Raw genomic sequence first — 24,889 nt, 5'->3', positions numbered from 1 at the left:
GTTGATCTTTAAGTATTAAAGTAAAGCAAAACTTTAGAGCCATGGGTCAGTTCATACTCCAATCTACCCTCCAATTGTTTCACTAGTAAATGTATCAGATTTGTACCAAATCCTGTGCCTTGAGGTTTATCATTCTGAGTGAAGCCCTTCCCATTATCCACAACAAAGAAAACCCATTCAAAGGAATTATTTCGGTCGGACTTTGGGGCAGGTTGTATCCCAATAACCATCTGTCCAGGCCCGGAATCAAATGCATACTTGAGAGAATTCGTTATTAACTCATTGGCTATCAATCCCATAGGTATTGCAACATCTACATCTAATTCCATGGGAGCCATGTCACAGTTGATTTTAATACGGTCAGTTGCATTAAAAGTGTCAAGAATGCTCTCCGCGAGATGAGCAAAATAATCTTTCATTTCAATGGTCGCTAAATTTTCCTTTTGATATAATTTTTGATGAATAATACCCATTGACTGCACCCTGTTTTGACTTGCTTGCATCACCGCCTGCGCAGAAGGAGAATCAGATTGCGCAGCTTGAAGTTCCAGCAGACCGGATACGATTTCGAGATTGTTCTTCACCCGATGATGTATCTCTTTTAAAAGCAGTTCGTTTTCAGAATTGCGATCATCTAACTGAATGTTCTTTTGTTCAAGATGGTTGTTGACCGATTCCAATTTTGCATTTAAAATTCTTTTGATTCGGTAGTTTCGATACAGGATAGTTAAAATCACACCTAATAAACTTAATGCACCGTAAAGCAATATTTGAAATCGTTTCTGCTGTGCTATCGCTACCTGCTGTGTTTTGATAGTACTCTCTTTTTGAGCCACCTCGAATTCAGTTTGGAGTTTTGATACTCTTTGGTCAGATTCTATTGTAAATACACTATCTTTTAGAGTATCAAATTGTTTGAAAGCTTCGTAGGCCTCTTTATACTGCCCTTTACTCGCAAAAGCGATACTCAACTCCTTATAGGCCTGATTTAAAAAAAATTCATCTCCAAAATTAACAGTAGCTATTTGCAGACAAGTATTTATGCTTTTAATGGATGCATCAGGCTGATGCATAAGATTCTGAACTTTGGCCAGGGAAAGCCATGATCTCATAAGCATAAAATGGTTATCCAGTAATGTAGAAAATTGAATCGCCTTTTTGGATTGAATTGCAGCAATTTCAAAGTCTCTTTTCATGGTATACAATTCGCATAGAGCTATATAAATGTCTGCCAGGTTATTATAAAACTGATATCGGTCACTTTGAGCTAACGCAAGTGAAAAATATTTTTCCGCATTAGGATAATCATGGAGATACATATAATTATTGCCAATCACATAGAGTGTAAAACTATAATCCATATCTTCTAAACCTCGCTGTTTAAACAGTGCTTCGGATTGCAGCCCATATTGAAGACCTTGTTCAAACTTTGATTGTTTCCAGAATAAATTGCTAAGATCACTGAGCGCCATTGCCTGGGTCTTTAGATCTTGAGTAGAATCACCGAGCTTTAAACCTTCCAGAGCATACTCTGCCGCTATACTCAACTCCCCTTTACGCTCATAGACATATCCAAGTTGAGTCAGCAATAAAGACCAATCGTTTCTTTGAAGTTTTGTTTTGGCAGTTTCCAGCATGGCATAAGCGGAGTCCAATTTTTCCTGCCTCAATAAGATTGCGCCTAACGTTACCTGGAGTCGACCTGCCCAAAATTCACTGTGCTTTAAATTGGCAAAAGACAAAACTTGATGAGCAAGGATATTGGCTTTGTCAAGGTTACGAGTATGCCAATAATAAGCAAGATCATTGCCAACCGCCATTCTGATTGTATCTGGCAGATCCCCGTAGTATATTTTTTCTAATTGGGTCAAATAAGATGAATCAAAATCATCGGTCTCAGAGAATACAGATGCATATGGTACTGATCTTGTCAAATCAAGCAGCTGCGCAATAGTGATGGTGTAGGATAAAATACAAATACAGGAGAAAAATAGTCTCATTTAAAATGGCTTCAATAGCTCATGATCAATCTGAATAATTACTTTTCAATGAATCACAACATCTACATCTATTACAAATTAGATACTAATCTGAAGCGCAAGTGGATGCTGCTCCTGTGATTGTTGTTATAGACTAATCGTAAGTAAATGCTAACTCACCCCCAGTTCTCTTCGGATCTTATTCAAAGCACTACCCTCTCGTACCCAATCTATCTGCGCTTCATTGTAGTTTTGCTCTACTTCAAATCTATCTTCAGTGCCGTCTGCATGATTCAACACGACAGTAAGATTCTGTCCGGGTGCAAAATCATCAAATCCTACAATATCTACTACATCGTCTTGTCGGATCTTTTCATAATCCGCATGATCAATAAATGTCAGGGCCAGCATACCTTGTTTTTTAAGGTTGGTCTGATGAATTCTGGCAAAAGATTTGACGATCACTGCTTTGACCCCCAGGTATCGTGGTTCCATCGCTGCATGCTCCCGTGATGATCCTTCACCATAGTTATACTCTCCAAACACCACTGTGCCGACACCTGCTTTTTGATAAGTGCGTGCAGAATCAGGTACTGACATGTATTCATTGGTCTGAAAATTGAGTACTCTATTGGCTTCGCCATTAAATTCATTGATCGCGCCGATCAGACAATTGTTAGAGATATTTTCCAAATGTCCACGATACTTGAGCCACGGACCTGCCATAGAAATGTGGTCGGTCGTGCACTTGCCTTTGGCTTTAATCAAGACCCGCATATTTTGTACCTGGTCATTGGTGATCGGTTTGAATGGAGTTAATAATTGTAGTCGATCACTTCCTTCTTTGACTACTATGGACACGGTGCCACCATCTGCAGACGGAGCCTGGTAACCAGCATCTTTAACTTCAAATCCTTTTGTGGGTAATTCATCACCGGTAGGAGGATCGAGCTTGACTGCCTGACCATCTTCATTGATCAAAGTATCCTCCAATGGGTTAAAAGTAAGCGTGCCTGCGATGGCCATTGCAGTGACGATCTCAGGAGACGCTACAAATGCATGAGTATTGACATTGCCATCATTTCTCTTCGAAAAATTCCGGTTAAATGAGGTGAGAATAGAGTTTTTCCTGTTTGGATCGTCCGTATGTCTCGCCCATTGACCGATGCAAGGTCCACAAGCATTTGCCAGGACCACGCCCCCAATCTCCTCGAAAGCATGCAGAATGCCATCGCGCTCTACAGTGTATCTGATCTGCTCAGAACCTGGAGTAATGGTGAATTCAGACTTGGCTTTTAATTTTTTAGACTTTGCTTGCCTGGCGATAGAAGCTGCCCTATCAAGGTCTTCATATGATGAGTTGGTACATGACCCAATGAGGCCGACCTCCAGCTTTGCTGGGTACCCTTTTTCTTTTACAGCCTGCGCAAATCGCGAAATAGGCCATGCCAGATCAGGGGTATACGGTCCATTGATATGGGGCTCGAGCAACGAAAGATCTATCTCAACAACTCTATCAAAATATTTACCCGGTTCGGCATAACAAGCAGCATCTCCCGTAAGCTCAGAAGCAATGCCATCCGCCAGGTCTGCGAGCACTGTCCTCCCGGTGGCACGGAGGTATCTTCCCATAGACTCATCATAACCAAAAGTCGAAGTAGTCGCTCCTATCTCAGCCCCCATATTGCAGATGGTACCCTTGCCAGTGCATGACATGGACTGAGCACCCTCGCCAAAATATTCAACGATGGCATCAGTACCTCCCTCTACAGTTAGTATGCCCGCTACCTTTAATATCACATCCTTTGGAGAAGTCCATCCATTGAGCTTACCGGTAAGCTTTACCCCAATAAGCTTGGGCATTTTGAGCTCCCAGGGCATCCCTGACATGACATCATTGGCATCTGCTCCTCCTACACCGATAGCGATCATACCAAGACCACCTGCATTCGGAGTATGAGAGTCAGTACCAATCATCAACCCTCCCGGGAAAGCATAGTTTTCAAGGACAATCTGATGGATGATCCCGGCACCAGGCTTCCAAAAGCCGATACCATATCTGTCCGATACAGAACTTAAAAAATCAAATACTTCTGAATTTTTGTCCAATGCAGTCTTTAGATCTGTCTCAGCGCCAAATTTTGCTTGAATCAAATGATCACAATGTACAGTGGACGGTACGGCGGTATTATTTCGACCGCACAACATAAACTGTAAAAGGGCCATCTGGGCGGTTGCATCCTGCATCGCTACCCTATCAGGGGCAAAAAACACATAATCTTCGCCCCGCTGATATTCTTGCAGGGGAGAATCTGCGTGCAAATGCGTATATAATATCTTTTCAGCCAGGGTCAATGGCCGACCTAGTGCTTTACGAATATTTTCAACTTTGCCCGGGAAGGCTTTGTATACTTCCTCTATCATGCTGAGATCAAATGGAGTCGACATGCTTATAAAATTGTTTTAATAGATATATTTTAGAATTCGCAAAAATAATCAAAAACCGTTTAACGGATTTAGCCAATATAGGGTTTTCAAAGTAGATTTTTAAAGCAATCGATAGATTCGCTCTTTTTTATTAGCCTATAATTACCCTTTTGCATTTATTTATCATAGTCGCCAGAGGCACTGCTTGATCTTATGAGGAGATAAAAAGAGACATTATATAACGCGGAATCATTTATATTTAATACGTTTTCGCGTATTAAAAATTATTTATATTTAGCGAAATCGCAATTCATTACAATTCCGCTTAGCGGGCCCGTAGATCAATAGCTTACAGTCGATCACTTGCTGAGCTAGAGATCCTTCTGGCCAGAGCCCTGGCTATCACATACATCAACAATAAGGCAGGCCCGCCTGTGCAAAGGATCATCCAAATAGCTTCAGGTCCAAACCATGATTTTAAACTCGGGATCAGTATAGCCACAGAACTCAACGCTACAATGACGGAAGCTAAAGTAGATCGTCCTTGCCCAAAAAGCACAATTCCAATGATATAAAGGGCAAGATTCAAACATAGCCATAACAATAAGCCGGTCTCCATAGAAAAAATTTTTTATTAAATCTGAGCCAGGGTATCGATGATCATGGCAGCAGTGGCAGGATTGGTGGCCAGTGGGACATTATGAACATCACAGACTCTCATGAGCATCTGTACATCAGGTTCGTGTGGATGGGCGTTGAGGGGATCTCTAAAAAAAATCACTGCATCCAATTTTTCTTCAGCGACCATAGCAGCGATTTGTGCATCACCTCCCTGAGGCCCTGAAAGTAGTTTTTTGACAGGAATGCCTTCCCGCTCAATGTAGGTACCCGTAGTATGCGTAGCAAAAAGAGTCATACCCTTGAGCAAGGTATAGTGTTTAAATATAAACGAAGCCATATCCAGTTTTTTGCCGTCATGGGCTATCAGGGCTATACTCTTATTCTTCTCATTCATACTGCAAATTACTCCATCGATGTGATATCGGGTTTATCTGTATTGCCGGATATTCATCGTTCTTTAACCCTCAAACATGGTCAAAAGGCATTGCAGATTTTTTTTACTATACCCGGCCCGGTATAGATAAAGCCGGTATAGACTTGCACCAGGCTGGCACCCCGGGATAGTTTTTCTTGGGCACTTTTACTATCCAGGATACCTCCGACTCCAACTAAAGGTATAGCCCCGGGCAAAGCGGACAGCGCTGAGAGCCTGTTATTGGACTTTTCAAAGACCGGCAGCCCGCTCAATCCACCCGGCCCAATTTGATCCAATATAGCACTCGAAGTGTTCAGGTTTGATCTATCTAATGTCGTATTGCCCATGATGAGGCCATCCATGCATTGCTCGATGATGATGTTTTTTATTTCAGCCAATTGCAAATCGTCAAGGTCGGGAGCTATCTTGACCAGGACCGGACGAGGTATAGCCTTTTTCGAATTGGCAACCCGGATCGCAGATAATAATTTTATAAGAGGTTCCTTTTCCTGTAAACCCCTCAGTCCAGGGGTATTTGGCGAACTGATATTGATGGTAAAATAATCCGCGTATGGGTACAAAGTCTCGAAACAGCTTAGGTAATCTTCATGGGCCAGCTCCAGGGGAGTATCCTTGTTTTTTCCGATATTGATACCAAGGATCAGCTTGGGTATTTTTGGTAGTGCTTTTAACCTTTGCGCCATAGCAGCGGCTCCTTCATTGTTAAATCCCATACGATTGATCAAAGCTTGATCTTTGGGCAGCCTGAATAACCGGGGCCTGGGATTGCCGTCTTGAGGCCCCGGAGTGACCGTACCAATCTCTATGTGAGAAAACCCTAACAAAGCCAGCTCCTTTATATATTGACCATCCTTGTCCAGCCCTGCTGCCAAGCCTACCGGATGATGAAAAGTGAGCCCAAACAGCTGGATCGGATCTCCCTTATAATTGGGGTTGAAGATGGATTTTATGATAGCGCTGACCCCGGGTATTCGACACATGATCTTAAAAAGACCCAGTGTGAGATGGTGTGCTCGCTCAGGATTTAATAAAAAGAGTAATGGTTTGATAATGTACTGCCACATGGTACCGGATTAAAGATAAGTTTTAAGCACCATGATCTATTTTGAGTTTTAATTCGCGGATCAGGTCGTCTACCGCTGGATTGGCCTCTCGCATGAGTTCATATTTTTCTTTGACCGACAGTGCTTTTTTGGGTGCACTTTCTTCCAGGAGTTTGACCTTTTCTGGGTCCAGGACAATGGCTATCTCCAATCGTTTATCAGACACGGATTTTCGAAGCTGCTCCAATAAGGCATGTTCGAGTTGAATAATGTTTTTAGAATGGTTGGAACCGACTTTGATCATCAAGCGGGTATGATCGAGGGAGAGATCAGCTTGTGCGAGTATGGCTTTAAGAGTCGGCAACTCAACGGTCTGAAGATAAGCTTGCCACGATTTCTCAAAAGTCTCAATCTTAAGCTCGACGGCAGAATCCGGCGATGATTTGATAGATCTGGCTGCTCTTTTTTGTATGTCTTTGAGTGATCCAAGTTTAGGCGTGGCCAGGGAGTCCTTTGTACCTGCATTGACCTGGAAGGTTGGAGCAGGGATATCCGCATTATCTTCTTCCTCCTGGTCAAAAACCTCCAAATTGATTGTTTTAGGGACCAAAAGCGGAGCTGTCAGAATAGGTTTTATCTCTGGCTCAGGATTTTTTTTTTCAGCCGGCTCTAATGCTACGGTTTGAAGATCGACCAGGCGATGCAGATAACACATCCTGAGCAAGGCAAGCTCTACATGTAGCCTTTTGTTACGGGCTTTGTCGTACTGTACATCACACTCATTGGCGATGGCCAGGGCATCGAGTAAAAAGGATGTTTGGGTAGATTGGCCTTGTTGGATATACCTGGACTGCAATTCCTGGCTGCCATCGATGAGATTGACAGAAGCCTGATCTTTACTGACCAATAAATGGCGCAAATGCTCCGCCAGACCATCTATAAACAGATTGCCATCAAAACCCAATTGGTGTACCTCACGATAAGTCTGCATGATTTCATTGGTATCTTCCCGCAACATCGCAAAGACCAACTTAAAATAATATTCATGATCTAATACATTGAGATTGGTGATGGTATCAGCATAAGTGACTTTTTTCTCATCAAAACTAGCTATTCGATCAAAAATAGACAGCGCATCGCGCATAGAGCCATCTGCTTTCTGTGCTATAATATGGAGTGCGTCTGCTTCCGTAGAAATAGCCTGGTCTTTGGCTACGATCTCCAGCTGGCGCACGATTTCATCGTTTTGAATTCTTCTAAAATCATACACCTGGCACCTGGAGAGGATCGTCGGTAATATTTTGTGACGCTCAGTGGTAGCCAGAATAAATATAGCATGAGCCGGTGGCTCTTCAAGGGTCTTGAGAAAAGCATTGAAGGCGGCACTGCTGAGCATATGTACCTCATCTATGATAAATACCTTGTACTTACCATGCTGAGGCTGATACCTGACCTGATCTACCAGGTTGCGCATAGCCTCTACACTATTGTTAGAAGCAGCATCCATCTCCAATATATTAAAGGAGGACTGCTCATTAAACATCCTGCAGGAATCACATTCATTGCAAGGCTCCCCATTTTTATTGGCTCAAAGCATTCTGACAATTAATGACTTTGGCCAATATGCGCGCACAGGTGGTTTTACCCACTCCCCTGGGTCCTGTAAATAAAAAAGCGTGTGCCAGTTTGTTTCGCACCAGGGCATTTTTAAGCGTCCTGGTCACATGTTCCTGACCGAGCACATCAGAGAAGCGCTGAGGGCGATATTTTCTGGCTGAAACTACAAAATCGGACATGTGGCACGAAGATAAGGATTGTATACGGATATAGTCTAAGCCAACTATCTTTTACAGATGAGAATTAGCTTATACCTACATAACTGATTTTTAGAAAAATGACCATCAAGATTGCAATGAAAGCCCGTAGAAATTATTCGTTATGGCCTAAACTCATCTGCCACTCATTCTTTTTCCATAACATCCATCCTCCAACTACAAAGACAAGATTTTTGACAATATATTGTCCGACGAGGGTAAATCCAACAGGAGGGTATTGAAAGGAGATATCAGGTAAAATAAATAAAGGTGTGAAAGTACCCAGGAGGTGAATAAAATACAGGATCAGGACCGGCTTTTTGCATTGATTGATGATAAAACAAATGCCTAAAGTCACTTCCCAGACAGCAATTAAAGTCAACCCCATTTTGCCGGACATTTGGTGAAAACTCAGCATGTCTACCGTCTTCATCACCAGGCTCTCAGCAGGGCTAAAACCTGGAAAAAGCTTAAGCAAACCAAACCAAAGGTATATAATGCCCAGACTGTACCGGAGATAGTCAAGTGGTTTAGCCAGTGTCAAATTCATGTTGATTTGTATTAAAATATGGAATGAAAGCATAAAACTATTTTTTGTATCCGCAAATAAAACTGACCATCGTCAGTATAGCTGCTGATCAGTTTTTTTAATGCCGTTTTGAGTATGTTTTTCTACTCAAGTTTAAAGCATTGAAAACCTGTCGACTAGCTCCTGAACTATCATACCCGACACTGATTATTCGAAGTAATCATGCTGGACAAAAAAACCTGCCAAAGAATATAATTTGGCCTGACCTGCATCAATGAATACCATTGAAATTTTTTATTTCTTTATGATAAAATTAACACGATGAAAATTTCAAATTTCTTACTTCTACTTCTTCTGGCAGCAACTCAGATCGTTAATGGCCAGGCAAATTATAGAATAGTACTGACGAGTCTGACTATCAAGGGTAATTCCAATGTCCATAAATGGGAATCCAGAGCATCCCAATTATCAGGACATGCCAACGTAACTCTTGCTGAATCACAAATCAGTCAATTAACGAATGGCGAACTTGAGATTCCTGTTAAGAGCATCAAAAGCTCTAAGGGTAGCATCATGGACAATAAAACTTATGATGCGCTTAAATCAGACGAATGTGGCAGTATTAAATTTAAATTGTCAAGTGCTACCATCAATGCAACCGGAACCGGCCTGTCTGTGAAAGGTACCCTCACAATCGCTTGTCAATCAAAGACTGTGGATCTCTCATGCTCTATTCAACCTGGAGGCGGAGACGAATATGTGATCAAAGGAAGTAAAGATCTGAAGATGACAGATTTTGGAATCAAACCTCCCACAGCCTTATTGGGTACCATGGTCACCAAAGATGATATCACTATCGAATTCGAAGTAAAACTTACAAAATGAAATCTAATTTATTCAACTATAAAAAAAATCATATGAAAACTTCAACTGTAAAGCTGTTAGTAGTATTTTTAATCTCTACAGCAACCTTATGGAGCCAGGCAGACATTCAATATTCAAGACCCTGGAACCGTGACGGAATCAATGTTTTTGAGCCTTCAAAAACTGCTGATCAGCCCAAATACGATGGATTTAAAACCAGGATAGGTGGTTCTTTTACTCAGGACTTTCAAAGTCTTACCCATTCTAATACGCCCGGTAACAATGACAAAAATTTACTGTACGGAGTCATTAAATCCGAAAGCGCCACTGAAGCCCCACTAAAAGGATTTAACCTGGCTATGGCCAACCTCAACCTGGATTTTCAGATTGACGATGGTATCCGGGTGGCTTTAGAAAACTATATGTCATCCAGACATCATTCAGAATTTTGGGTCAAAGGCGGTTATGTCCAAATAGACAAACTACCCATGTTTGGCAGTCCAAAGTGGTTTACAGATTATGTACGGGTTAAAATAGGACACTTCACTCCCAACTTTGGTGATATCCATTTTAAACGTACTGATGGTGGAAATGCCATGTTTAACCCTTATGTGGAAAACTTGATCCTGGATGCCTTTGCAACAGAAATTGGAAGTGAGATATATGTATTCCCCACCAAAAACCTGATGGCTATGGTCGGCATGACTTCTGGTTTGATCAATGGCAATGTAGAAAACTATCCAGATGCCAATAACTCCAGTGGTGTAGTACCCACCAAAAAAACGCCTTCTATTTTTGCAAAAGTAGCATTCGATAAAAGTATGGAAGACTTCAGATACAGGCTTTCTGCTTCTATCTATAGCAATTCAAATATACAACGCAATACTTTGTATGCTGGGGACCGCACCGGATCGCACTATTTTTTGGTGATGGAGCCAGCTCTTCAGTCTAATGGTACTGCAACTACCCAAGCAGCTCAAATGACTTCCGGCCGCTTTAATCCAGATATGCCAAATAGAATAAACGCTATCATGATTAATCCATTTGTCAAGTTCAAAGGATTGGAATTGATGGGTTCTTATGAAACACTTAAAGGCAGCAACTATGCAGATGTAAAAGAAGGCAAATGGCTCAAAAGAGAGTTTACTCAAACTATGATCGAAGCCAATTATCGATTTTTACCAGAAGAGCAAATGTATGTAGGTGTAAGAAATATCGGGATGACTGGCGAACCAAGAGGCGTACTTAACAATGGTGCTCAAGCAAAAGTGAAAGTCAATAGAACTGCTTTTGTAGCTGGTTGGTTTGCGACCAAAAACCTCTTGCTCAAAGCTGAGGTGGTCTCACAAAAATTTAAAGACTTCCCATCCACGGATTACAGAAACAATGGCAAATTCAATGGATTCGTCATTGAGGCAGTTGTTGGATTATGATTTTGTTCTTACGGAGGGCGAGGTGAAGCCTTGCCCTCCACTTTTTAAATATACTATATCATGTTGTTTAAGCTGATTTTTTCAAAGTGGTTTCTAGCACTTCTTTCCTTGATGAAGGCTTTGGACGGAACCTATACGATCCTGCCAGAAAGCCGGGTATTTATCCAGGGGACTTCCAATGTAAATCATTTTACTTGTGATTGTAGTAATGAATTTGAGGTACGCCATTATAAAGTCTTTCAGTCCTCCCCAAGCCAAATGGTATTCGTGGATACCAAACTCTATCTCCCTGTTACCTTGTTTGATTGTAAAAACAGGAAGATGGATCGGGATCTTCAAAAGGCGCTAAAAGCTGATCAATATCCTACTGTAGAATTAGAGCTAACTAATCTTCATATCAGCTCTTCTAACCTAAGCCAACTCGAAGATCAATGGGCCGAGGCTACGGCCAAAGTCAATATCACCCTGGCCGGAGTCACGAAAACCCAATTTGTCAGAGTAAAAGTAAAAAAAGCAGGCAGCTCTGCGCTTCAAATTGACGGCAGCAAATCGCTTAAGATGACCGATTTTGAGATCACCCCTCCTGAAGTATTGTTTGGGATGATTAAAGTCAATGATCAGATCACTTTACATTTTAACCTCAACGTACAAATCGTATAATCCTAATTAAATCATTTTAAATCTCAATCTAATCCACCTCTTTATGAACAAAATTATACTCAAAGGATTGATCGCCGGTGGCACACTCCTACTTGTTAGCTACATCACTTTATTCCTCCTGGTTAAATTTATGCCCGGGTTAGCAGAACAATATTATGACCCGATGTTTAGCCTGGAAGGAGACAAAGCCTGGATGTTTTTTATCCATCCATTCATCATCAGTTTTGCACTGGCCTGGTTTTGGTCCAGGTTTAAAAGTCTGTTTGAAGGTAATTTTTGGTTCAGAGGTTTTGAAGTCGGTGTGGTCTATGCTTTGATCGCCATCCTTCCCAGCATGTGGATGATCTACAGTGCTTTTAATGTGACCCTGCCTATGGTGATTAGTTGGACTATCTATGGTACGATGCAGGCTATCGTAGCCGGGATCATTAGTGCGAAGTTGTCGCCCAATTAGTAGTGCGAACAAGATCTGGAAAAACGTACTCAACGGATTATACCATTCAGATAGACTTATCGCAAACTAATTATTCAAGATATCCCATAACAAGACCTGGATGCCAGTCTGAAAACAAGCATCCAGGTCTTGTTTTGCCCCGCATTTTTCCAGGTCTTGTTTTATTCAAATTAAACTTTATCTGCCTTACCTTCGCTTCATGATCAAACGTACTCCTACCGACCGACATCTCATCACCCAGGACATCTATGATACCATCATCATGCCCCTGTTTTATCACGCTGATGTGGACCGTGCCAAACACCTGATGAAACTGTGTTATGAAGCAGGATTGAGGGTGATAGAATTTACCAATCGGGCCGCTTATGCTTTTGAAGTATTCGCGCCATTGAATAAATATGTCAAACAAGAGCTACCTGGCATGAGACTGGGGATAGGAACAGTCACAGATGTAGGGATGACTGCGATGTATCTCCAGGCAGGAGTAGATTTTGTAGTGATGCCTTCACTGCAAGCGGATGTCATCGCATTGTGCAATAAACGCAAGGTCCTATGCATCCCCGGCTGTGGTTCCGTCACGGAGATCAGCAAAGCTGAAGAGCTGGGCTGCGAGATTGTAAAGTTATTTCCCGGTAATCATTTTGGTCCTGGCTTCGTCAAAGATCTGCTCGGTCCTATGCCCTGGAGCAGTGTCCTGGTCAGTGGTGGAGTAGAACCCAATAAAGAAAATATCCAATCCTGGGTCAAAGCTGGCGCTAAAAGCCTGGCTTTGGGCTCCAAACTTTTCACTCCATCGGTCCTCGCAGGTGAGGATGATGCAGGACTATCGACTGCTATCAAAAACTGCCTGATCTGGGCCCGGGAAGCCAAAAACGACTGATCATTTTATACATAGCAGTTCTTTTTTATACGAAAAACGGCCTGAAAACCCGCATAAACAGGCTCATATTAAAGAATAATGCTATGGCATGGCTTTTGAGAGTATAGTATACCTCCTACACGAATTTTACACAATTAAATCAACCGAGTTCAAAGCACCCCCGTCTTTGGATAGACTGTGGACAAAATGAAAAGAAATAGATGGAACTCAGAGGGTAGTTTGTTTTTACTCACGAGGGATGTTAGGTTTTGGTTTTGGCTGATCTGTATGGCCGCATTCCTGATCTTCACCTGGATGAAAGTAAAATAATGGATAGAAGGTCATAAAACGACCAGGTTTAGATAGGCTTTCACGAAAAAAACGAATTAAATAGAATAAGAGGGTTATTATAAAAAGGAAAGATCAGGCATTTCCTTTCTAATTTTTAACCTTTATATGGTTTGACCAGCTCGTCGATAAAGGCCAGGCAGCCTTCATGGATGAGCTTAAAACTTTCATCGAAGAGATTGGAATAATATGGATCAGGTACTATAACCTGCTGGCCGGGATATTTATAATCCATTAATAATCTGACCTTTAACTCATGATCTACCGTTGGTGCCAGGCGCAGTGCATCTGCCAGATTATCCTCATCCATGACTAAGATATGGTCAAAATAATCAAAATCAGTCAGCCTGATTTGCCTGGCACGTTGATCCGAAATGTCTATCTGATGCTGTCGGGCGGTGCTAATGGCTCTATGATCCGGTCTATCACCTGCATGCCAATCACCTATACCTGCAGAGTCAACCTCCCAGGATGTCAAAATACCTGGATATAGTACCTGCCTTTCAGTAAGCAAATTTTTCATCACCCCTTCAGCCATGGGCGATCGGCAGATATTGCCCAGGCAAACCATTAAGATTTTCATGTAGTTAGTCTAATTTTATTTTCCCCATTGGTATTGATATGCAATTGCTGTTCTTGCAGCTGACAAAAATCAGCAAGTTTTATGATATAATTTCTCTGAGTAGTTAAATGCAATTTGTATATTTGTTTAGACAAAATCTAAATAATGTTTAAGCCGATCATAGCCAAAAACTTGAGGGACATCAAAATCGGTCGAGTTTGCGGGTTTGCAGATGAGCAATTGTCTCGTCTATTGATATCTAAAGGGGTATTAATCGGTAGCATAGCTACGCTAATCAGAGAATCACCCTTTGGTCAAACTTATTATGTCAAAATAGATGGCCTACGATTTGGACTGCGAAAGGAAGAGATAGATGTCATACAAGTGACTGATATGTAAGGTGATAGGTGATGAATAAGAAGATTGCGATTTTAGGCAACCCTAACAGTGGTAAATCCTCTGTATTTAATCGGTTGACAGGTATGTCTGCCAAGGTCGGCAATTTTCCGGGAGTCACAGTAGATAAAAAAATTGGTATCCTTCGATTGCCTTCAGGTACCACAGCCGACATTATTGACTTCCCCGGCGTGTATAGCTTACATCCTAATTCTAAGGATGAGTTTATTGTCACCTCGATTTTGGCCAATCCTCAAGATGAAAACTATCCCGACCTGGTCCTCTATGTAGCAGACATCACACATCTGGAGAAACAATTATTGCTTTTTACCCAATTGGTAGATCTGGGGCTGCCGATCATCATGCTCCTCACCATGAAGGACCTGGCTGATAAAGATCAATTAAATATAGACCTGGACCAACTGAAAAACGCCTGGGATATCCCCATCTATGCGATCAATGCCCGCACCCAGGGCAGTACCAACGAGATACTTCAGGAATTGGACAAACAACTGCTGCACAGCACCCTTTCTACTCAGCAACAGTATAAGTTATCCTATGATGAACAATCTTTGGTCAACGATCTGGCAGAAACTTTTCCAGGGAAAAATGCATATCAACTTTTGTTAGTAGCCCATTATCACCAGCAATTGAATCACCTTACAGCAGCTCAAAAATCGAGAATAGCACAGAGCAATGTCAAGCATGGATTTAATTCAGTGGCATCTCAAATCAGGGAGACCATGCAACGCTACGATAGTTTTACCCATATAGTTAGAAAAGCTGCGTCTATTGGCACTTTTAAAGTAAGTAAATTAAGTGATCGGGCTGATGACATCCTGACTCATCGATGGTGGGGGCTCATCATCTTTTTTGCGGTCAATTTTATTTTATTTCAAGCGATGTTTTCATGGGCGTCTTATCCGCAAGAGTGGATAGATATCGCTTTCTCCTGGGTAGGTGCCCAGGTCAAACATCTTATCCCCTTCGAAACCCTGAGTAGTTTTGTATCCGATGGGATATTGGCCGGACTAGGAGGTATCCTGGTCTTCGTACCCCAGATTTTTATTTTGTTTTTTTTGATCAATATCCTGGAAGACTTCGGTTATATGGCCAGGGCAGTCTATTTGTTTGATAGACTATTGATCAAATTTGGACTCAATGGAAAATCGCTCGTTTCATTGATAGCAGGTGGAGCTTGCGCAATCCCCGCTATCATGAGCACCCGCACGATCAGCAATCAAAAAGAGAGGCTCATCACTACGTTGGTCACCCCTTTTATAAGTTGTAGTGCCCGCATCCCGGTGTATACCATCCTGGTCGGATTTGTAGTCGCTTCCAGTCATCATATTGGTCCTTTTAACACGCAGGGACTTTTGTTTATGGGTTTGTATTTATTGGGCATCGTGACTGCCTTGGGAGCAGGTTGGATACTCAAACAAATCATCAAATCGGACGATCGCAGTTTCCTGATGATCGAACTTCCTGATTACAAAACCCCGGATTTTAAAGTAGCAGTGCACACGGCCTTTACCAAAGCCTGGTCTTTCATCGTAGAAGCCGGCAAGGTCATCCTAATCATTTCTATGATTTTGTGGGTACTCTCGAGCTACGGTACTAAATCCAGAATGGAAGCGGCCACTTCCTATGTACAGACCACCACCCAAGCTCAACATCTCAGTCCCGAACAATCAGAAGACCTCATGGCCAATAAAAAACTGGAAGCATCTTATGCAGGCACCATAGGCAAATGGATGGAGCCCCTGATAGCTCCGCTTGGATTTGACTGGAAGATTGGCATAGCATTATTTACTTCCTTTGCTGCACGAGAGGTATTCGTCGGTACCATGTCGACACTATACAGCCTTGGCAGTACAGAAGACTATTCCTCCATTACTAAAAAACTGGCCGCGGAAAAAAATGCTGAGACAGGACAGCCCAGATTTACGATGGCCGTGGCCGTCTCATTATTATTATTCTATGTATTTGCCATGCAATGCATGAGTACGATGGCCGTCGTCAAAAGAGAGACCGGGGGATGGAAGTGGCCCATCATCCAATTTGTATTTATGTGTAGCCTGGCTTACCTGGCATCGTTCATCGCATATCAACTTTTAAAGTAAAATAGCAAATAATATCATAAATATTTAATTATGAATTATTTATATAGTCATAATATTTCTAATATTTGACTTTGGCAAAAACTTATAAGTAAGCCGATTAGGCAAGCAACAGATCTGTAATGCCCGTATATTTAATGGCCAAATACCAAATATCATGAAAAAATCAATTTTTATTTTTTATCTGATGCTGCTGGCGTCATCAGCCAATACACAAAATCAAATAGATGCCTTTATCAAAGAAGCTCAGGGTTATATAGCTCAAAAAAATTACAAACAAGCACAAATGAGTCTGCAGGATGCTATCAGTGAAATCAATAATATTTTTGCCAAACAACTCGTGGAGTCACTTCCTGCTGAAGTCAATGGACTCAAGGCTGATGATAGTGAGGTCAATGTAAATACCGCCGCTATGGGAGTTATGGGAGGAGGAATTCAAATCACAAAGACCTATCGACACCCTACTAAAAAAGAAAATGAAGTAGAGCTGGACATGCTCACTAATTCTCCCATGCTCAATGCCATGAATATGTTTTTGACTAACCCGGGCATGCTAGGTCAAGGACAAAAAAGCATTCGGGTAGGTACCCGCCGGGCGATCATAAAATCTGAGCAGGAAGACTATACGGATGACAAAGGAACCACCAAACCGATTCAGGTAAGTGAAATCCAAATACCTTTGAGTCAGACCTTAGTCACCTTCAAAACCAGGGGGTTTGCTACTGAGCAGGATGCTATCAGTTTTGCTGCCAAATTTGATCTCGACAAAATCAAAACATTATTAGGCGAATAAGCCGATGAGTATTGAGAATATAATGTTAGATCCAAAATGGACGGCCAGGATTTATTAAGGACCTCAGTTGAAAAGATTATAAAATAAATAACCATCCGGAAGTTGCAAATAGTTAAATATTACGTTCATTTTTGTACTATGAAAAAAATTATTTTATTTATTTTATTGATTATTGGATTTGGCCAGGCACTTTCAGGTCAAGTTCAGACTGCAGAACCAGCGGATGCTACTGCTAATCCTAATGTGATTAAGCCTCCGTTGCGGACTAATAGGGATTCTACCTGGTTGGAGGAATATTGCTCCGTCATAGCAAGAGGCAGATTGCTTTCAGAAGAAGTCACGATCGCAGTAGACTATGGTGATAATCCAAACAACCGTAAAAGGCTAAGAGATAAAAAAGGCGATGTCATCAAATTCTCCAGCGTGATTGACGCATTGAATTTTCAAGGCGAACAAGGATGGAAACTGGTCAATGCCTTTCCTGTTTCCGGTGCTTCCAATAGTGCTCCTCAATATACCTACGTTTTTAAAAGAGAATATTGGGGCAAGAAGCCCAAATATTGATGTTCACTAAGGCTAGCGGAGATAAACCTTTTAGCATTATGGATTTATCTGGCCCCTATTAGTTTCAGGTAGTTAGGCAATTTTTCGTTTGGTACCAGGACAGTAAGGTTGTATTGTTTAATCTTCCAACCGTCTGAAGTTTTCACAAGTACTCCCGATCCCCGGCAGGGTCCCATTGAAGTCGCAAGTTCTTCATCAAACCAGGCGATAGTATCTTCATTAGCAAAACTCACGTTGCGTTTGCTGGCAGTGAACTTCCAACCTTTTCGGGCATCAAATGTAGACTGAGCCCAGGCTCGAAATTCGTCCCGGGTCCATCGCTCGGTAGCATCGGTACCCAAAAATACGCCGTCTGGGGTCATGGCTCCAAAATAAGCAGCCGCATTAGAGGTAGCAGCATCATAATGCCATTTATCTAAAAATTTGGCTATATCGTCTTTAGGATCTGATATACAACCTGTGGTCCTTCGCGTATCTGCCAGTTCAAATATTTTCCAACCCGAAGTGCTTTTGTAGAGCTGGAAGACATCTACTCCGCAATGAATAAATTTATTGTCCACGTATAGATTATAATCAGCCCATACCTGGGCCAGGGCACCATCAATATCAATCTTATATTTTACGATTCTTTCATCCACTACCTGAGTCCTCCGTGTACCGATGGCTTTAAAAAACGAACTCAAAGTTTCTTCACTCAAGGTAGTCTGTCCATAAGTATTGGTCAATGGAGTATACAATCTGCAATTAGGGGCAAATATGGGTTTGGCTATCATACTATCACTGGCTCGCATGGCATCGAATACTCTCACGATAGTTAGATATATCTGCTCCTGATCTGTACCAACTATGGGAGGTAAAGCCGGTGTCTGTGTTTGAGTGGTAGGTGGCCAAGCAGGCGTCTGGGATTGACTGGTCGGAGGCACTGTGGTTGGTTTGGTTGGTTGTGGAGGTATCTGTTGTTGGTTGACCGGGGGTACTGGAGTGGGTGCTGGAGTGGAAGGCGCTGGTGCCGGCGCTGGCGTAGTCGCCGGTGGTGTCGAAGTTTTTTTATTGTTAGGAAATGGATTGGTGGGTGTGGAAGGAGTTTGAGCCATCATTACTGACCCACCTGCAAAAAGTAGGATAAAAAGAATTGATTTCATCGATCAAAAATAATCATTGAGTCCCAAAAGCAACTACCCAATTCGGGGTAGTATCTTATCTTGTGGTCAAATCATAAAAAAATCCTATGCCGCTATACGATTTTAAGTCAATGCCGCCCATGCAGATATGGGACCAGATCAAAGGGCCAATAGCCTATTCCGATAAAGTCTTATTCGGTTATCTCCACATAGACGATGGCGCGGAGCTGCCAGTGCATCAACATCCACATGAGCAGTGGAGTCACCTGATAGAAGGTGAATTCGAATTTAATGTCGGGGGAGAACTCTACCATATGAAGCCTGGCATGTCCGTCCATATCCCTGGAGATGTACCCCACTCAGGCCGATCACTTTCAAGGTGTATATTTTTGGATTGTTTCCATCCGGTGAGAGAGGATTGGTTAGAAAAAGAGAAGTTGAGTGGATTGAAGTGACCGAGAGATGATATTGCTTTATTTTGCTGGCTGGCTATGTGAAAATACGGTATTCGTTTGTCCTGCATCAAACTTTTGCCACTTTTTCGATACTCGATGGTTTTATAGAATATAAGTTCATATATATACTTGATCAACATCACACATCAGTTTGCCCAAACAAAACAGCCCGGATCAATTCACACTGACCCAGGCTGCAGATTTAGAGCAAGTCTTATATTTTCACCTGAAGTAATCGGTTCTGTAATCATCCCTATGGTCACATCTGGTGTCACAGAAAAATCTCATCAGTAGATCGCCATCTTTGGCCCTGTACTCTATCACATCCCCTCTGAAGCTAAACTCATTGCCTCTTTGATCAACAAATAATCCGCGACTTCGTTCAATTACTTCGTACCATCTTTCACCTTTAAATTTGATGCGCAGGTTCCTCCTGGTCAAATCTACGTTGATCCTCGTACCGGTAGAGTGATTGTGCCATTTACCTTCGTAACTCTTATAATACGCATTCCAGTTATCGCGGTCACTCCTGGACCAGTTGCGATCATTGTCGTCATACTGTCCATATTGACCACTTCTGTTATAATTATCGTTCCTGGAGCTTCGGTCACGCTCATTCCAATCATTTGAATTGCCTCTGCCGGACCTGGTATAGTTAATAATATTTCTTCTATCAGGCGTACACCATTCAAGAGTACCTCCAATCAAAGTATAACAATTTCCTCTTTGGTCTTTGTACCTGTTGGCCCCATAGTTAGAATAGGTTTCCCAGGCGCCACTTCCCTGATCCAGTGAGCGGACTCTGATACCGTAGTTAGTATTCATGACTTCGATACCCCGGCTTTGGTCGCGACTGCGCCAAATTCCGTCCACATCACCGGCGATCAAAATCAATGTAAGCAGGGAGAATAAGGTCGTAATAAAAAATCTAGCAGTCATAATAGTTGAATTTTAGATTGTGAAAAAAATGAGCTGTTAGAAATAGATCGAATAATGCTTAGTTAAGTAGGGTTAAATCAGGGTTAAATGGTAGTTAAATAAATTTGAACCATATTATTTATCTTCTTCAAGTCATTTAAAATAAAAATAACCTGTAAGCTCTGTGCAACCAATGGGTTCTTTCATCACCATTTGAACTATAACTATAATGACGATATGAATGCAATCATTTTATTTGCTTTTTACTTTTTGGGCGGAGTGACTCCAACTCCCAATACTGCCTGGAAAACCAGTTTTGACGAAGCCAAGGCTGAAGCGGCAGTTTCACATAAATACATCCTTCTGAGTTTTTCCGGGTCTGACTGGTGTATTCCCTGTATCAAAATGGAAGAGACCATGTTTGACCATCCTTCGTTTAAAAATTTTGCTGCAGACAAGCTGGTATTGGTCAAAGCTGATTTTCCAAGAATGAAAAAAAATCAATTGCCTGCAGACCAAAAAAAGAAAAATGATCTCCTGGCAGAAAAATTTAATCCAAATGGGGTTTTTCCATTGACGATTATTTTATCCCCCACTGGGAAAAAAATATACTCTATCGAAGGATATCCTAAAGGGACGGTGACTCAATTCATCCATTCGCTTGAAGAAGTGATTAAATAATGAATGTGGCACCGGTGATGCAGTCTACCTTATCGACCTTTAAAAAGAGTACAAAACTCATGGGTAATCTGTTTGAGATCACTGCTGTCGGCGAGGATCAGCTCAATGCAGAGACGCAGATCCAGGGAGCTATCGATGAGATTAAACGAATCGAAATTCTCTTGACTACGTTTAACGAAGACAGCCAGACAAATCAAATAAACCAGGCTGCCGGCCTTAGACCTGTGCAAGTTGATGAAGAAGTCTTTCGTTTAATCCAACGATCACTGAAGATCTCCAATCTGACGCAGGGAGCTTTTGACATCACTTATGGTTCGATGGACAAAAAGTTTTGGAATTTTGATATTACCATGGATCGACTTCCCGATCCTATAGCGGCCAAAGAATCAGTCAGGCTGATCAATTATCGCAATGTAATCCTGGATGAAAGCGATTTTTCGGTATTTCTCACTCAAAAAGGGATGCGCATTGGATTTGGCGGTATCGGCAAGGGATATGCCGCTGAACAAGCCAAAAGATGCATGCAAGCGTCCGGTGTCCAGGCGGGTATCATCAATGCTTCCGGTGATCTCTGTACCTGGGGCAGATCACCTGAGGGTGCAGCATGGACTATTGGTATCGCAGACCCCTTTTCCAGGTTAAACATTTTCTCAGAACTGGAATTAAAAGACATGTCTGTCGCCACTTCAGGTGACTATGAAAAATATGTCATCATTGATGGCAAAAAATATTCCCATACCATTGATCCCAGGTCAGGTTATCCGGTTCATGGAATTACCAGTGTCACCATCATTTCACCCAATGCTGAACTGTCTGATGCTATGACTACTCCGGTGATGGTCATGGGTATTCAAAAGGGGCTATTTATGATAAATCAGATGAACGGCATCGGTTGTATCTTGATAGATGACCACGGAAAATTATATAAGTCAAATAATATTAAACTTAACTAACATTATGAACAGCAAAAAATCAATGCTATTCTTTGCAATACTTATTGGCATGGGATTAGGCTCTTGTGCCTCTGTCAAAGCATATGAAAAACAATACATCAACGATGCAGATATGTCCCTTTCAGCCCGTAAATCTGAAAAATTTGAACAAAATTTTCAGTTGTACAGAGAAGGTGCTTCAGGAGCGAATGGAGGCAAATCTGGCGGAGGATGCGGATGCAATTAAATTAAAGTAGAAATAAATAAATATCAATGTTTAAAATATCTTTAGCGGGGCTGGCTCTCTTGGTGGGAATGATGACCGGTTATTCTCAGTCGGGATTTGAAAGGAAGATGGATACCACTGCTATTGAAAAAAACACCTCTGAAAATGGCTACATATTTAGAGGTCTAAAATTGGACGAAATCAATATCGCCTCAGGTTATTATACTCAGAATGGCAATCACTCTGCAGTGACCGGCGGTATAGGCACAGAGAGACTATCAGACATATCCAACACCTTTGAATTAAAGCTTTTAAAAACTAACCTCAACGGCAATATCCACCATTTCAATTTCGGAATGGGATTTGATTCATATACCAGTGCTTCATCAGATAAAATAGATACAGCTACTTCCTGGGTAGGTTTTACGGAAGTCGTCTCTGTCCCCAACGGTCAAAGATCACGGTCAGGGGCATCATCGCTATCTTCTACCACCAGTGTGGTGACCATAGCAGGTAAGCGCATCGTCACCTCAGCCTCGTATACAGATCAACGGTACTACCCTTCTTTATCCTGGTCTATGGAAAACCCAACCACAGGTATTACAATTGGAGCTGGGTTATCTTACAGCACAGAGTGGGACTATCAGTCGATGGGAGCCACTTTTAATATTGGCAAGGCTTCGAAAAGTAAAAACACAGATATCGGACTTAGTTTAGGCGCATTCCTGGATACCTGGTCAGTGATCTACCCTGCTGAATTAAGGCCGGCCAATTACCCTTATGGCAGTGAACGGGATATCGAGCGGACCACTAAGAGTCCCCGGAACACTTTCAATGCAGGGCTTACTTTTAACCAGGTCATCAATAAAAGACTTCAGGTAGGCCTTATGCTGGAACCATCATACCAGGATGGGCTCTTAGGCACTAAATATCAAAGGGTGTATTTTCAAGACGGTACAGCGGCACCTGAAAACATGCCTTCAGAGCGACTCAAGATTCCTATTGGGATACGGGCAAGTTGGTTTATAGGTGACCACCTCGTACTCAGGCCTTACTACAGATACTATGAAGATTCATGGCATCTCAAAGCACAAACTGCAAGCCTTGAAGCATCTATCAAGGTGTCTCCCTTTGTATCCCTCATTCCGTTCTATCGATATTATACTCAAAATGGCATCTCTTATTTTGCACCATATGGCGCTCATACTCGAGGTGAAGAATTTTTTACCAGTGATTATGATTTATCTAAACTCTCCAGCCAGACTTTTGGAATGGGGGTGCGAATCGTACCTAAAAAAGGTGTCATGGCGATCAATGCATTCAAAAGTATGGAGCTACGATATGCCCATTATGATAGATCGACAGACTTAAAATCCAATATCCTGACTGCCGTCCTGACCTTTAAGTAGGAGATAGTTTTCCCGGCATGGCCGTGCGGGTATTGTCTTTAAAAAACAATAAGAATAAGACCAGTACTACACCTGCTATCGCTGCAGGGACCATCCAGATGGCTGCCCAGTTTTTGACCCCTTCCAGTGTGTAAAATTCTGTGACTTTACCTGCAAGCCAGGATCCTATACCCATGCCTACTCCGTAGGTGGCCAGGGAAATAAGCCCCTGAGCCTGGCTTTTGATTTTCTCTCCTGCTTTGGCTTCAGTATAAATCATACCTGATACGAAGAAAAAGTCAAAACACAAGCCATGCAATAAAATAGCAACATACAGCATCCAGATACCTGAACCACCATCTCCATTTGAAAAAAGGTAGAATCTAATAATCCAGCCGATCAGGGCTATAACCAATATCCATTTTACGCCAAACTTGCGCATGGCAAATGGGATAGCCAACATAAATAACACCTCGGAAAGTAACCCCAGGGACATTTTGTTCTCCACATTGGTCATGCCTGAATCAGTGAGGGAAGGATTGACCATCGCATAATAAAAAGATAGAGGAATACTGATCAATATGGAGGAGATAAAAAAGATTAAAAAAGAGCGGTCTTTAAACATGACGAAGGCATCTGCTCCAATGATTTTGGCCAGCGTTGGTTTGTCCGTTGCTTTGGGAGGTGTGTTGGGTAGAACAAATGAATATAAGCCTAGCACCACTGAAGCTATCATCGAAATGGTAAAAATCGTTGATTTGTCCCCTACCCCTAAAAAGCCAACAAAATTGGTGACCACAAACCATGCTATCGTGCCCATGACCCTGATGATGGGAAACTGCCTGGCAGGATCTGACATATGTGCCATCGAGATGGATGAGGTCAGCGCTATGGTAGGAGCGAAGGTGAGACAATAAGCCAGAATCCACCAATAAAAATGGTCAGCACTTTTCTCCTGAATGAGGAAATACAATATAATTGCCCCAAGGATGTTCAACACTCCTAAAACCTTTTGGGCGGCAAAATATCGGTCCGCAATCATACCTATAAAAAATGGGGCAACGATCATGGATATCGAAAATGCGGTATATGCATTGCCTACCTGGGAGCCGGTGGCATCCAGATTGGTAAAAAGATATTTACTCATCTGTCCATACCAGGCACCCCAGATAAAAAACTGGAGAAACATCATGACCGACAGCAGGATTTGGTTGTTTTTATTCATGAAGTGAAGATAGGGAAAGTCTTGAAAGACGAGAAGTCTTA

The 24,889-nt window shown here is 42.0% G+C and carries 24 protein-coding genes and 1 pseudogene; 14 read left to right on the top strand and 11 right to left on the bottom strand.

The annotated features are described in order from the left end of the window. Positions 1 to 8 precede the first annotated feature (8 nt). The 7 genes and pseudogenes from IPJ09_20625 to IPJ09_20595 all read right to left on the bottom strand — a co-directional run bounded on the left by IPJ09_20625 (position 9) and on the right by IPJ09_20595 (position 8,870). Positions 9 to 2,000 (bottom strand): sensor histidine kinase, encoded by a 1,992-nt coding sequence (locus tag IPJ09_20625; protein ID MBK7373796.1) that lies wholly within the window; start codon positions 1,998 to 2,000, stop codon positions 9 to 11. 150 nt (positions 2,001 to 2,150) lie between these two features. Further along, a complete protein-coding gene (locus IPJ09_20620) occupies positions 2,151 to 4,403 on the bottom strand; it encodes an aconitate hydratase (protein MBK7373795.1) in 2,253 nt (750 codons plus the stop codon). A gap of 352 nt (positions 4,404 to 4,755) precedes the next feature. Next, complete coding sequence (locus IPJ09_20615) at positions 4,756 to 5,025, bottom strand: hypothetical protein (protein MBK7373794.1); 270 nt, start codon at positions 5,023 to 5,025, stop codon at positions 4,756 to 4,758. 15 nt (positions 5,026 to 5,040) lie between these two features. Further along, positions 5,041 to 5,421, bottom strand: a complete 381-nt coding sequence (locus tag IPJ09_20610; GenBank protein ID MBK7373793.1) for a methylglyoxal synthase — start codon at positions 5,419 to 5,421, stop codon at positions 5,041 to 5,043. Positions 5,422 to 5,501: 80 nt separating this feature from the next. Next, a complete protein-coding gene (locus tag IPJ09_20605; GenBank protein ID MBK7373792.1) occupies positions 5,502 to 6,527 on the bottom strand; it encodes a quinone-dependent dihydroorotate dehydrogenase in 1,026 nt (341 codons plus the stop codon). Between the two features lie 22 nt (positions 6,528 to 6,549). Next, positions 6,550 to 8,302 (bottom strand): annotated as a pseudogene (dnaX, locus tag IPJ09_20600) (DNA polymerase III subunit gamma/tau). Positions 8,303 to 8,435: 133 nt separating this feature from the next. Continuing rightward, positions 8,436 to 8,870 (bottom strand): doxx family protein, encoded by a 435-nt coding sequence (locus tag IPJ09_20595; protein ID MBK7373791.1) that lies wholly within the window; start codon positions 8,868 to 8,870, stop codon positions 8,436 to 8,438. Between the two features lie 300 nt (positions 8,871 to 9,170). Between IPJ09_20595 and IPJ09_20590 the strand changes: the two genes are divergently transcribed. The 5 genes from IPJ09_20590 to IPJ09_20570 all read left to right on the top strand — a co-directional run bounded on the left by IPJ09_20590 (position 9,171) and on the right by IPJ09_20570 (position 13,140). Next, positions 9,171 to 9,734 (top strand): YceI family protein, encoded by a 564-nt coding sequence (locus tag IPJ09_20590; protein ID MBK7373790.1) that lies wholly within the window; start codon positions 9,171 to 9,173, stop codon positions 9,732 to 9,734. 32 nt (positions 9,735 to 9,766) lie between these two features. Further along, positions 9,767 to 11,146 carry a hypothetical protein gene (locus IPJ09_20585; GenBank protein MBK7373789.1) on the top strand — a complete coding sequence of 460 codons (1,380 nt, stop codon included), beginning with the start codon at positions 9,767 to 9,769 and terminating at the stop codon, positions 11,144 to 11,146. 60 nt (positions 11,147 to 11,206) lie between these two features. Continuing rightward, entirely contained in the window at positions 11,207 to 11,806 is a 600-nt protein-coding gene (locus IPJ09_20580; protein MBK7373788.1) for a YceI family protein, read from the top strand. 43 nt (positions 11,807 to 11,849) lie between these two features. Then, the gene (locus tag IPJ09_20575; protein ID MBK7373787.1) at positions 11,850 to 12,260 is read left to right on the top strand and encodes a hypothetical protein; all 411 of its coding nucleotides are present in this window, start codon (positions 11,850 to 11,852) and stop codon (positions 12,258 to 12,260) included. Positions 12,261 to 12,459: 199 nt separating this feature from the next. Further along, positions 12,460 to 13,140 carry a bifunctional 4-hydroxy-2-oxoglutarate aldolase/2-dehydro-3-deoxy-phosphogluconate aldolase gene (locus tag IPJ09_20570; GenBank protein MBK7373786.1) on the top strand — a complete coding sequence of 227 codons (681 nt, stop codon included), beginning with the start codon at positions 12,460 to 12,462 and terminating at the stop codon, positions 13,138 to 13,140. Between the two features lie 424 nt (positions 13,141 to 13,564). Here IPJ09_20570 and IPJ09_20565 read toward each other — a convergent pair whose 3' ends face one another. Further along, entirely contained in the window at positions 13,565 to 14,050 is a 486-nt protein-coding gene (locus IPJ09_20565; protein MBK7373785.1) for a low molecular weight phosphotyrosine protein phosphatase, read from the bottom strand. 144 nt (positions 14,051 to 14,194) lie between these two features. Between IPJ09_20565 and IPJ09_20560 the strand changes: the two genes are divergently transcribed. From IPJ09_20560 to IPJ09_20545, 4 genes are all read left to right on the top strand, one after another. Next, entirely contained in the window at positions 14,195 to 14,428 is a 234-nt protein-coding gene (locus tag IPJ09_20560; protein MBK7373784.1) for a ferrous iron transport protein A, read from the top strand. Positions 14,429 to 14,439: 11 nt separating this feature from the next. Then, positions 14,440 to 16,548, top strand: a complete 2,109-nt coding sequence (feoB, locus tag IPJ09_20555; protein MBK7373783.1) for a ferrous iron transport protein B — start codon at positions 14,440 to 14,442, stop codon at positions 16,546 to 16,548. A 154-nt stretch (positions 16,549 to 16,702) separates the two neighbouring features. Continuing rightward, the gene (locus tag IPJ09_20550) at positions 16,703 to 17,338 is read left to right on the top strand and encodes a hypothetical protein (protein ID MBK7373782.1); all 636 of its coding nucleotides are present in this window, start codon (positions 16,703 to 16,705) and stop codon (positions 17,336 to 17,338) included. Positions 17,339 to 17,476: 138 nt separating this feature from the next. Then, complete coding sequence (locus IPJ09_20545) at positions 17,477 to 17,902, top strand: hypothetical protein (protein MBK7373781.1); 426 nt, start codon at positions 17,477 to 17,479, stop codon at positions 17,900 to 17,902. A 44-nt stretch (positions 17,903 to 17,946) separates the two neighbouring features. On the opposite strand, the gene IPJ09_20540 is transcribed toward IPJ09_20545, so the two are convergent. After that, positions 17,947 to 19,044 carry a nuclear transport factor 2 family protein gene (locus IPJ09_20540; GenBank protein ID MBK7373780.1) on the bottom strand — a complete coding sequence of 366 codons (1,098 nt, stop codon included), beginning with the start codon at positions 19,042 to 19,044 and terminating at the stop codon, positions 17,947 to 17,949. Positions 19,045 to 19,130: 86 nt separating this feature from the next. On the opposite strand from IPJ09_20540, the gene IPJ09_20535 reads away from it, so the two are divergent. Then, positions 19,131 to 19,478, top strand: a complete 348-nt coding sequence (locus IPJ09_20535; protein MBK7373779.1) for a cupin domain-containing protein — start codon at positions 19,131 to 19,133, stop codon at positions 19,476 to 19,478. Positions 19,479 to 19,700: 222 nt separating this feature from the next. Here the strand turns inward: IPJ09_20535 and IPJ09_20530 are convergent, their stop codons facing one another. Further along, positions 19,701 to 20,417, bottom strand: a complete 717-nt coding sequence (locus IPJ09_20530; protein ID MBK7373778.1) for a hypothetical protein — start codon at positions 20,415 to 20,417, stop codon at positions 19,701 to 19,703. Positions 20,418 to 20,633: 216 nt separating this feature from the next. Here IPJ09_20530 and IPJ09_20525 point away from each other — a divergent pair, with 216 nt between their 5' ends. The 4 genes from IPJ09_20525 to IPJ09_20510 are packed head-to-tail and all read left to right on the top strand — an operon-like array spanning position 20,634 to position 23,644. After that, positions 20,634 to 21,077: a thioredoxin family protein gene (locus tag IPJ09_20525; protein ID MBK7373777.1), complete on the top strand. Its 444-nt coding sequence runs from the start codon at positions 20,634 to 20,636 to the stop codon at positions 21,075 to 21,077. Between the two features lie 17 nt (positions 21,078 to 21,094). Further along, positions 21,095 to 22,030 carry an FAD:protein FMN transferase gene (locus IPJ09_20520; protein ID MBK7373776.1) on the top strand — a complete coding sequence of 312 codons (936 nt, stop codon included), beginning with the start codon at positions 21,095 to 21,097 and terminating at the stop codon, positions 22,028 to 22,030. A gap of 4 nt (positions 22,031 to 22,034) precedes the next feature. Continuing rightward, positions 22,035 to 22,256, top strand: coding sequence for a DUF4266 domain-containing protein (locus IPJ09_20515; GenBank protein ID MBK7373775.1), 222 nt, complete (start codon positions 22,035 to 22,037; stop codon positions 22,254 to 22,256). Between the two features lie 26 nt (positions 22,257 to 22,282). Then, entirely contained in the window at positions 22,283 to 23,644 is a 1,362-nt protein-coding gene (locus IPJ09_20510; GenBank protein MBK7373774.1) for a DUF3570 domain-containing protein, read from the top strand. Here IPJ09_20510 and IPJ09_20505 read toward each other — a convergent pair. Continuing rightward, positions 23,637 to 24,848 carry an MFS transporter gene (locus tag IPJ09_20505; GenBank protein ID MBK7373773.1) on the bottom strand — a complete coding sequence of 404 codons (1,212 nt, stop codon included), beginning with the start codon at positions 24,846 to 24,848 and terminating at the stop codon, positions 23,637 to 23,639. The two genes, IPJ09_20510 and IPJ09_20505, sit on opposite strands and share 8 nt — an antisense overlap. Positions 24,849 to 24,889: the final 41 nt, after the last annotated feature.

The sequence above is a fragment of the Saprospiraceae bacterium genome (assembly GCA_016709995.1).
GTDB lineage: Bacteria > Bacteroidota > Bacteroidia > Chitinophagales > Saprospiraceae > JADJLQ01.
Note: the sequence above shows the minus strand (reverse complement) of the source record. Positions and strands in the feature narration are given on the sequence as shown.

What these genes read in the sequence shown, in the direction of transcription:
- IPJ09_20625 (MBK7373796.1), bottom strand. Translation starts at nt 2,000, where the DNA reads ATGAGACTATTTTTCTCCTGTATTTGTATTTTATCCTACACCATCACT.
- IPJ09_20620 (MBK7373795.1), bottom strand. Translation starts at nt 4,403, where the DNA reads ATGATAGAGGAAGTATACAAAGCCTTCCCGGGCAAAGTTGAAAATATT.
- IPJ09_20615 (MBK7373794.1), bottom strand. Translation starts at nt 5,025, where the DNA reads ATGGAGACCGGCTTATTGTTATGGCTATGTTTGAATCTTGCCCTTTAT.
- IPJ09_20610 (MBK7373793.1), bottom strand. Translation starts at nt 5,421, where the DNA reads ATGAATGAGAAGAATAAGAGTATAGCCCTGATAGCCCATGACGGCAAA.
- IPJ09_20605 (MBK7373792.1), bottom strand. Translation starts at nt 6,527, where the DNA reads ATGTGGCAGTACATTATCAAACCATTACTCTTTTTATTAAATCCTGAG.
- IPJ09_20595 (MBK7373791.1), bottom strand. Translation starts at nt 8,870, where the DNA reads ATGAATTTGACACTGGCTAAACCACTTGACTATCTCCGGTACAGTCTG.
- IPJ09_20590 (MBK7373790.1), top strand. Translation starts at nt 9,171, where the DNA reads ATGAAAATTTCAAATTTCTTACTTCTACTTCTTCTGGCAGCAACTCAG.
- IPJ09_20585 (MBK7373789.1), top strand. Translation starts at nt 9,767, where the DNA reads ATGAAAACTTCAACTGTAAAGCTGTTAGTAGTATTTTTAATCTCTACA.
- IPJ09_20580 (MBK7373788.1), top strand. Translation starts at nt 11,207, where the DNA reads ATGTTGTTTAAGCTGATTTTTTCAAAGTGGTTTCTAGCACTTCTTTCC.
- IPJ09_20575 (MBK7373787.1), top strand. Translation starts at nt 11,850, where the DNA reads ATGAACAAAATTATACTCAAAGGATTGATCGCCGGTGGCACACTCCTA.
- IPJ09_20570 (MBK7373786.1), top strand. Translation starts at nt 12,460, where the DNA reads ATGATCAAACGTACTCCTACCGACCGACATCTCATCACCCAGGACATC.
- IPJ09_20565 (MBK7373785.1), bottom strand. Translation starts at nt 14,050, where the DNA reads ATGAAAATCTTAATGGTTTGCCTGGGCAATATCTGCCGATCGCCCATG.
- IPJ09_20560 (MBK7373784.1), top strand. Translation starts at nt 14,195, where the DNA reads ATGTTTAAGCCGATCATAGCCAAAAACTTGAGGGACATCAAAATCGGT.
- feoB (MBK7373783.1), top strand. Translation starts at nt 14,440, where the DNA reads ATGAATAAGAAGATTGCGATTTTAGGCAACCCTAACAGTGGTAAATCC.
- IPJ09_20550 (MBK7373782.1), top strand. Translation starts at nt 16,703, where the DNA reads ATGAAAAAATCAATTTTTATTTTTTATCTGATGCTGCTGGCGTCATCA.
- IPJ09_20545 (MBK7373781.1), top strand. Translation starts at nt 17,477, where the DNA reads ATGAAAAAAATTATTTTATTTATTTTATTGATTATTGGATTTGGCCAG.
- IPJ09_20540 (MBK7373780.1), bottom strand. Translation starts at nt 19,044, where the DNA reads ATGAAATCAATTCTTTTTATCCTACTTTTTGCAGGTGGGTCAGTAATG.
- IPJ09_20535 (MBK7373779.1), top strand. Translation starts at nt 19,131, where the DNA reads ATGCCGCTATACGATTTTAAGTCAATGCCGCCCATGCAGATATGGGAC.
- IPJ09_20530 (MBK7373778.1), bottom strand. Translation starts at nt 20,417, where the DNA reads ATGACTGCTAGATTTTTTATTACGACCTTATTCTCCCTGCTTACATTG.
- IPJ09_20525 (MBK7373777.1), top strand. Translation starts at nt 20,634, where the DNA reads ATGAATGCAATCATTTTATTTGCTTTTTACTTTTTGGGCGGAGTGACT.
- IPJ09_20520 (MBK7373776.1), top strand. Translation starts at nt 21,095, where the DNA reads ATGCAGTCTACCTTATCGACCTTTAAAAAGAGTACAAAACTCATGGGT.
- IPJ09_20515 (MBK7373775.1), top strand. Translation starts at nt 22,035, where the DNA reads ATGAACAGCAAAAAATCAATGCTATTCTTTGCAATACTTATTGGCATG.
- IPJ09_20510 (MBK7373774.1), top strand. Translation starts at nt 22,283, where the DNA reads ATGTTTAAAATATCTTTAGCGGGGCTGGCTCTCTTGGTGGGAATGATG.
- IPJ09_20505 (MBK7373773.1), bottom strand. Translation starts at nt 24,848, where the DNA reads ATGAATAAAAACAACCAAATCCTGCTGTCGGTCATGATGTTTCTCCAG.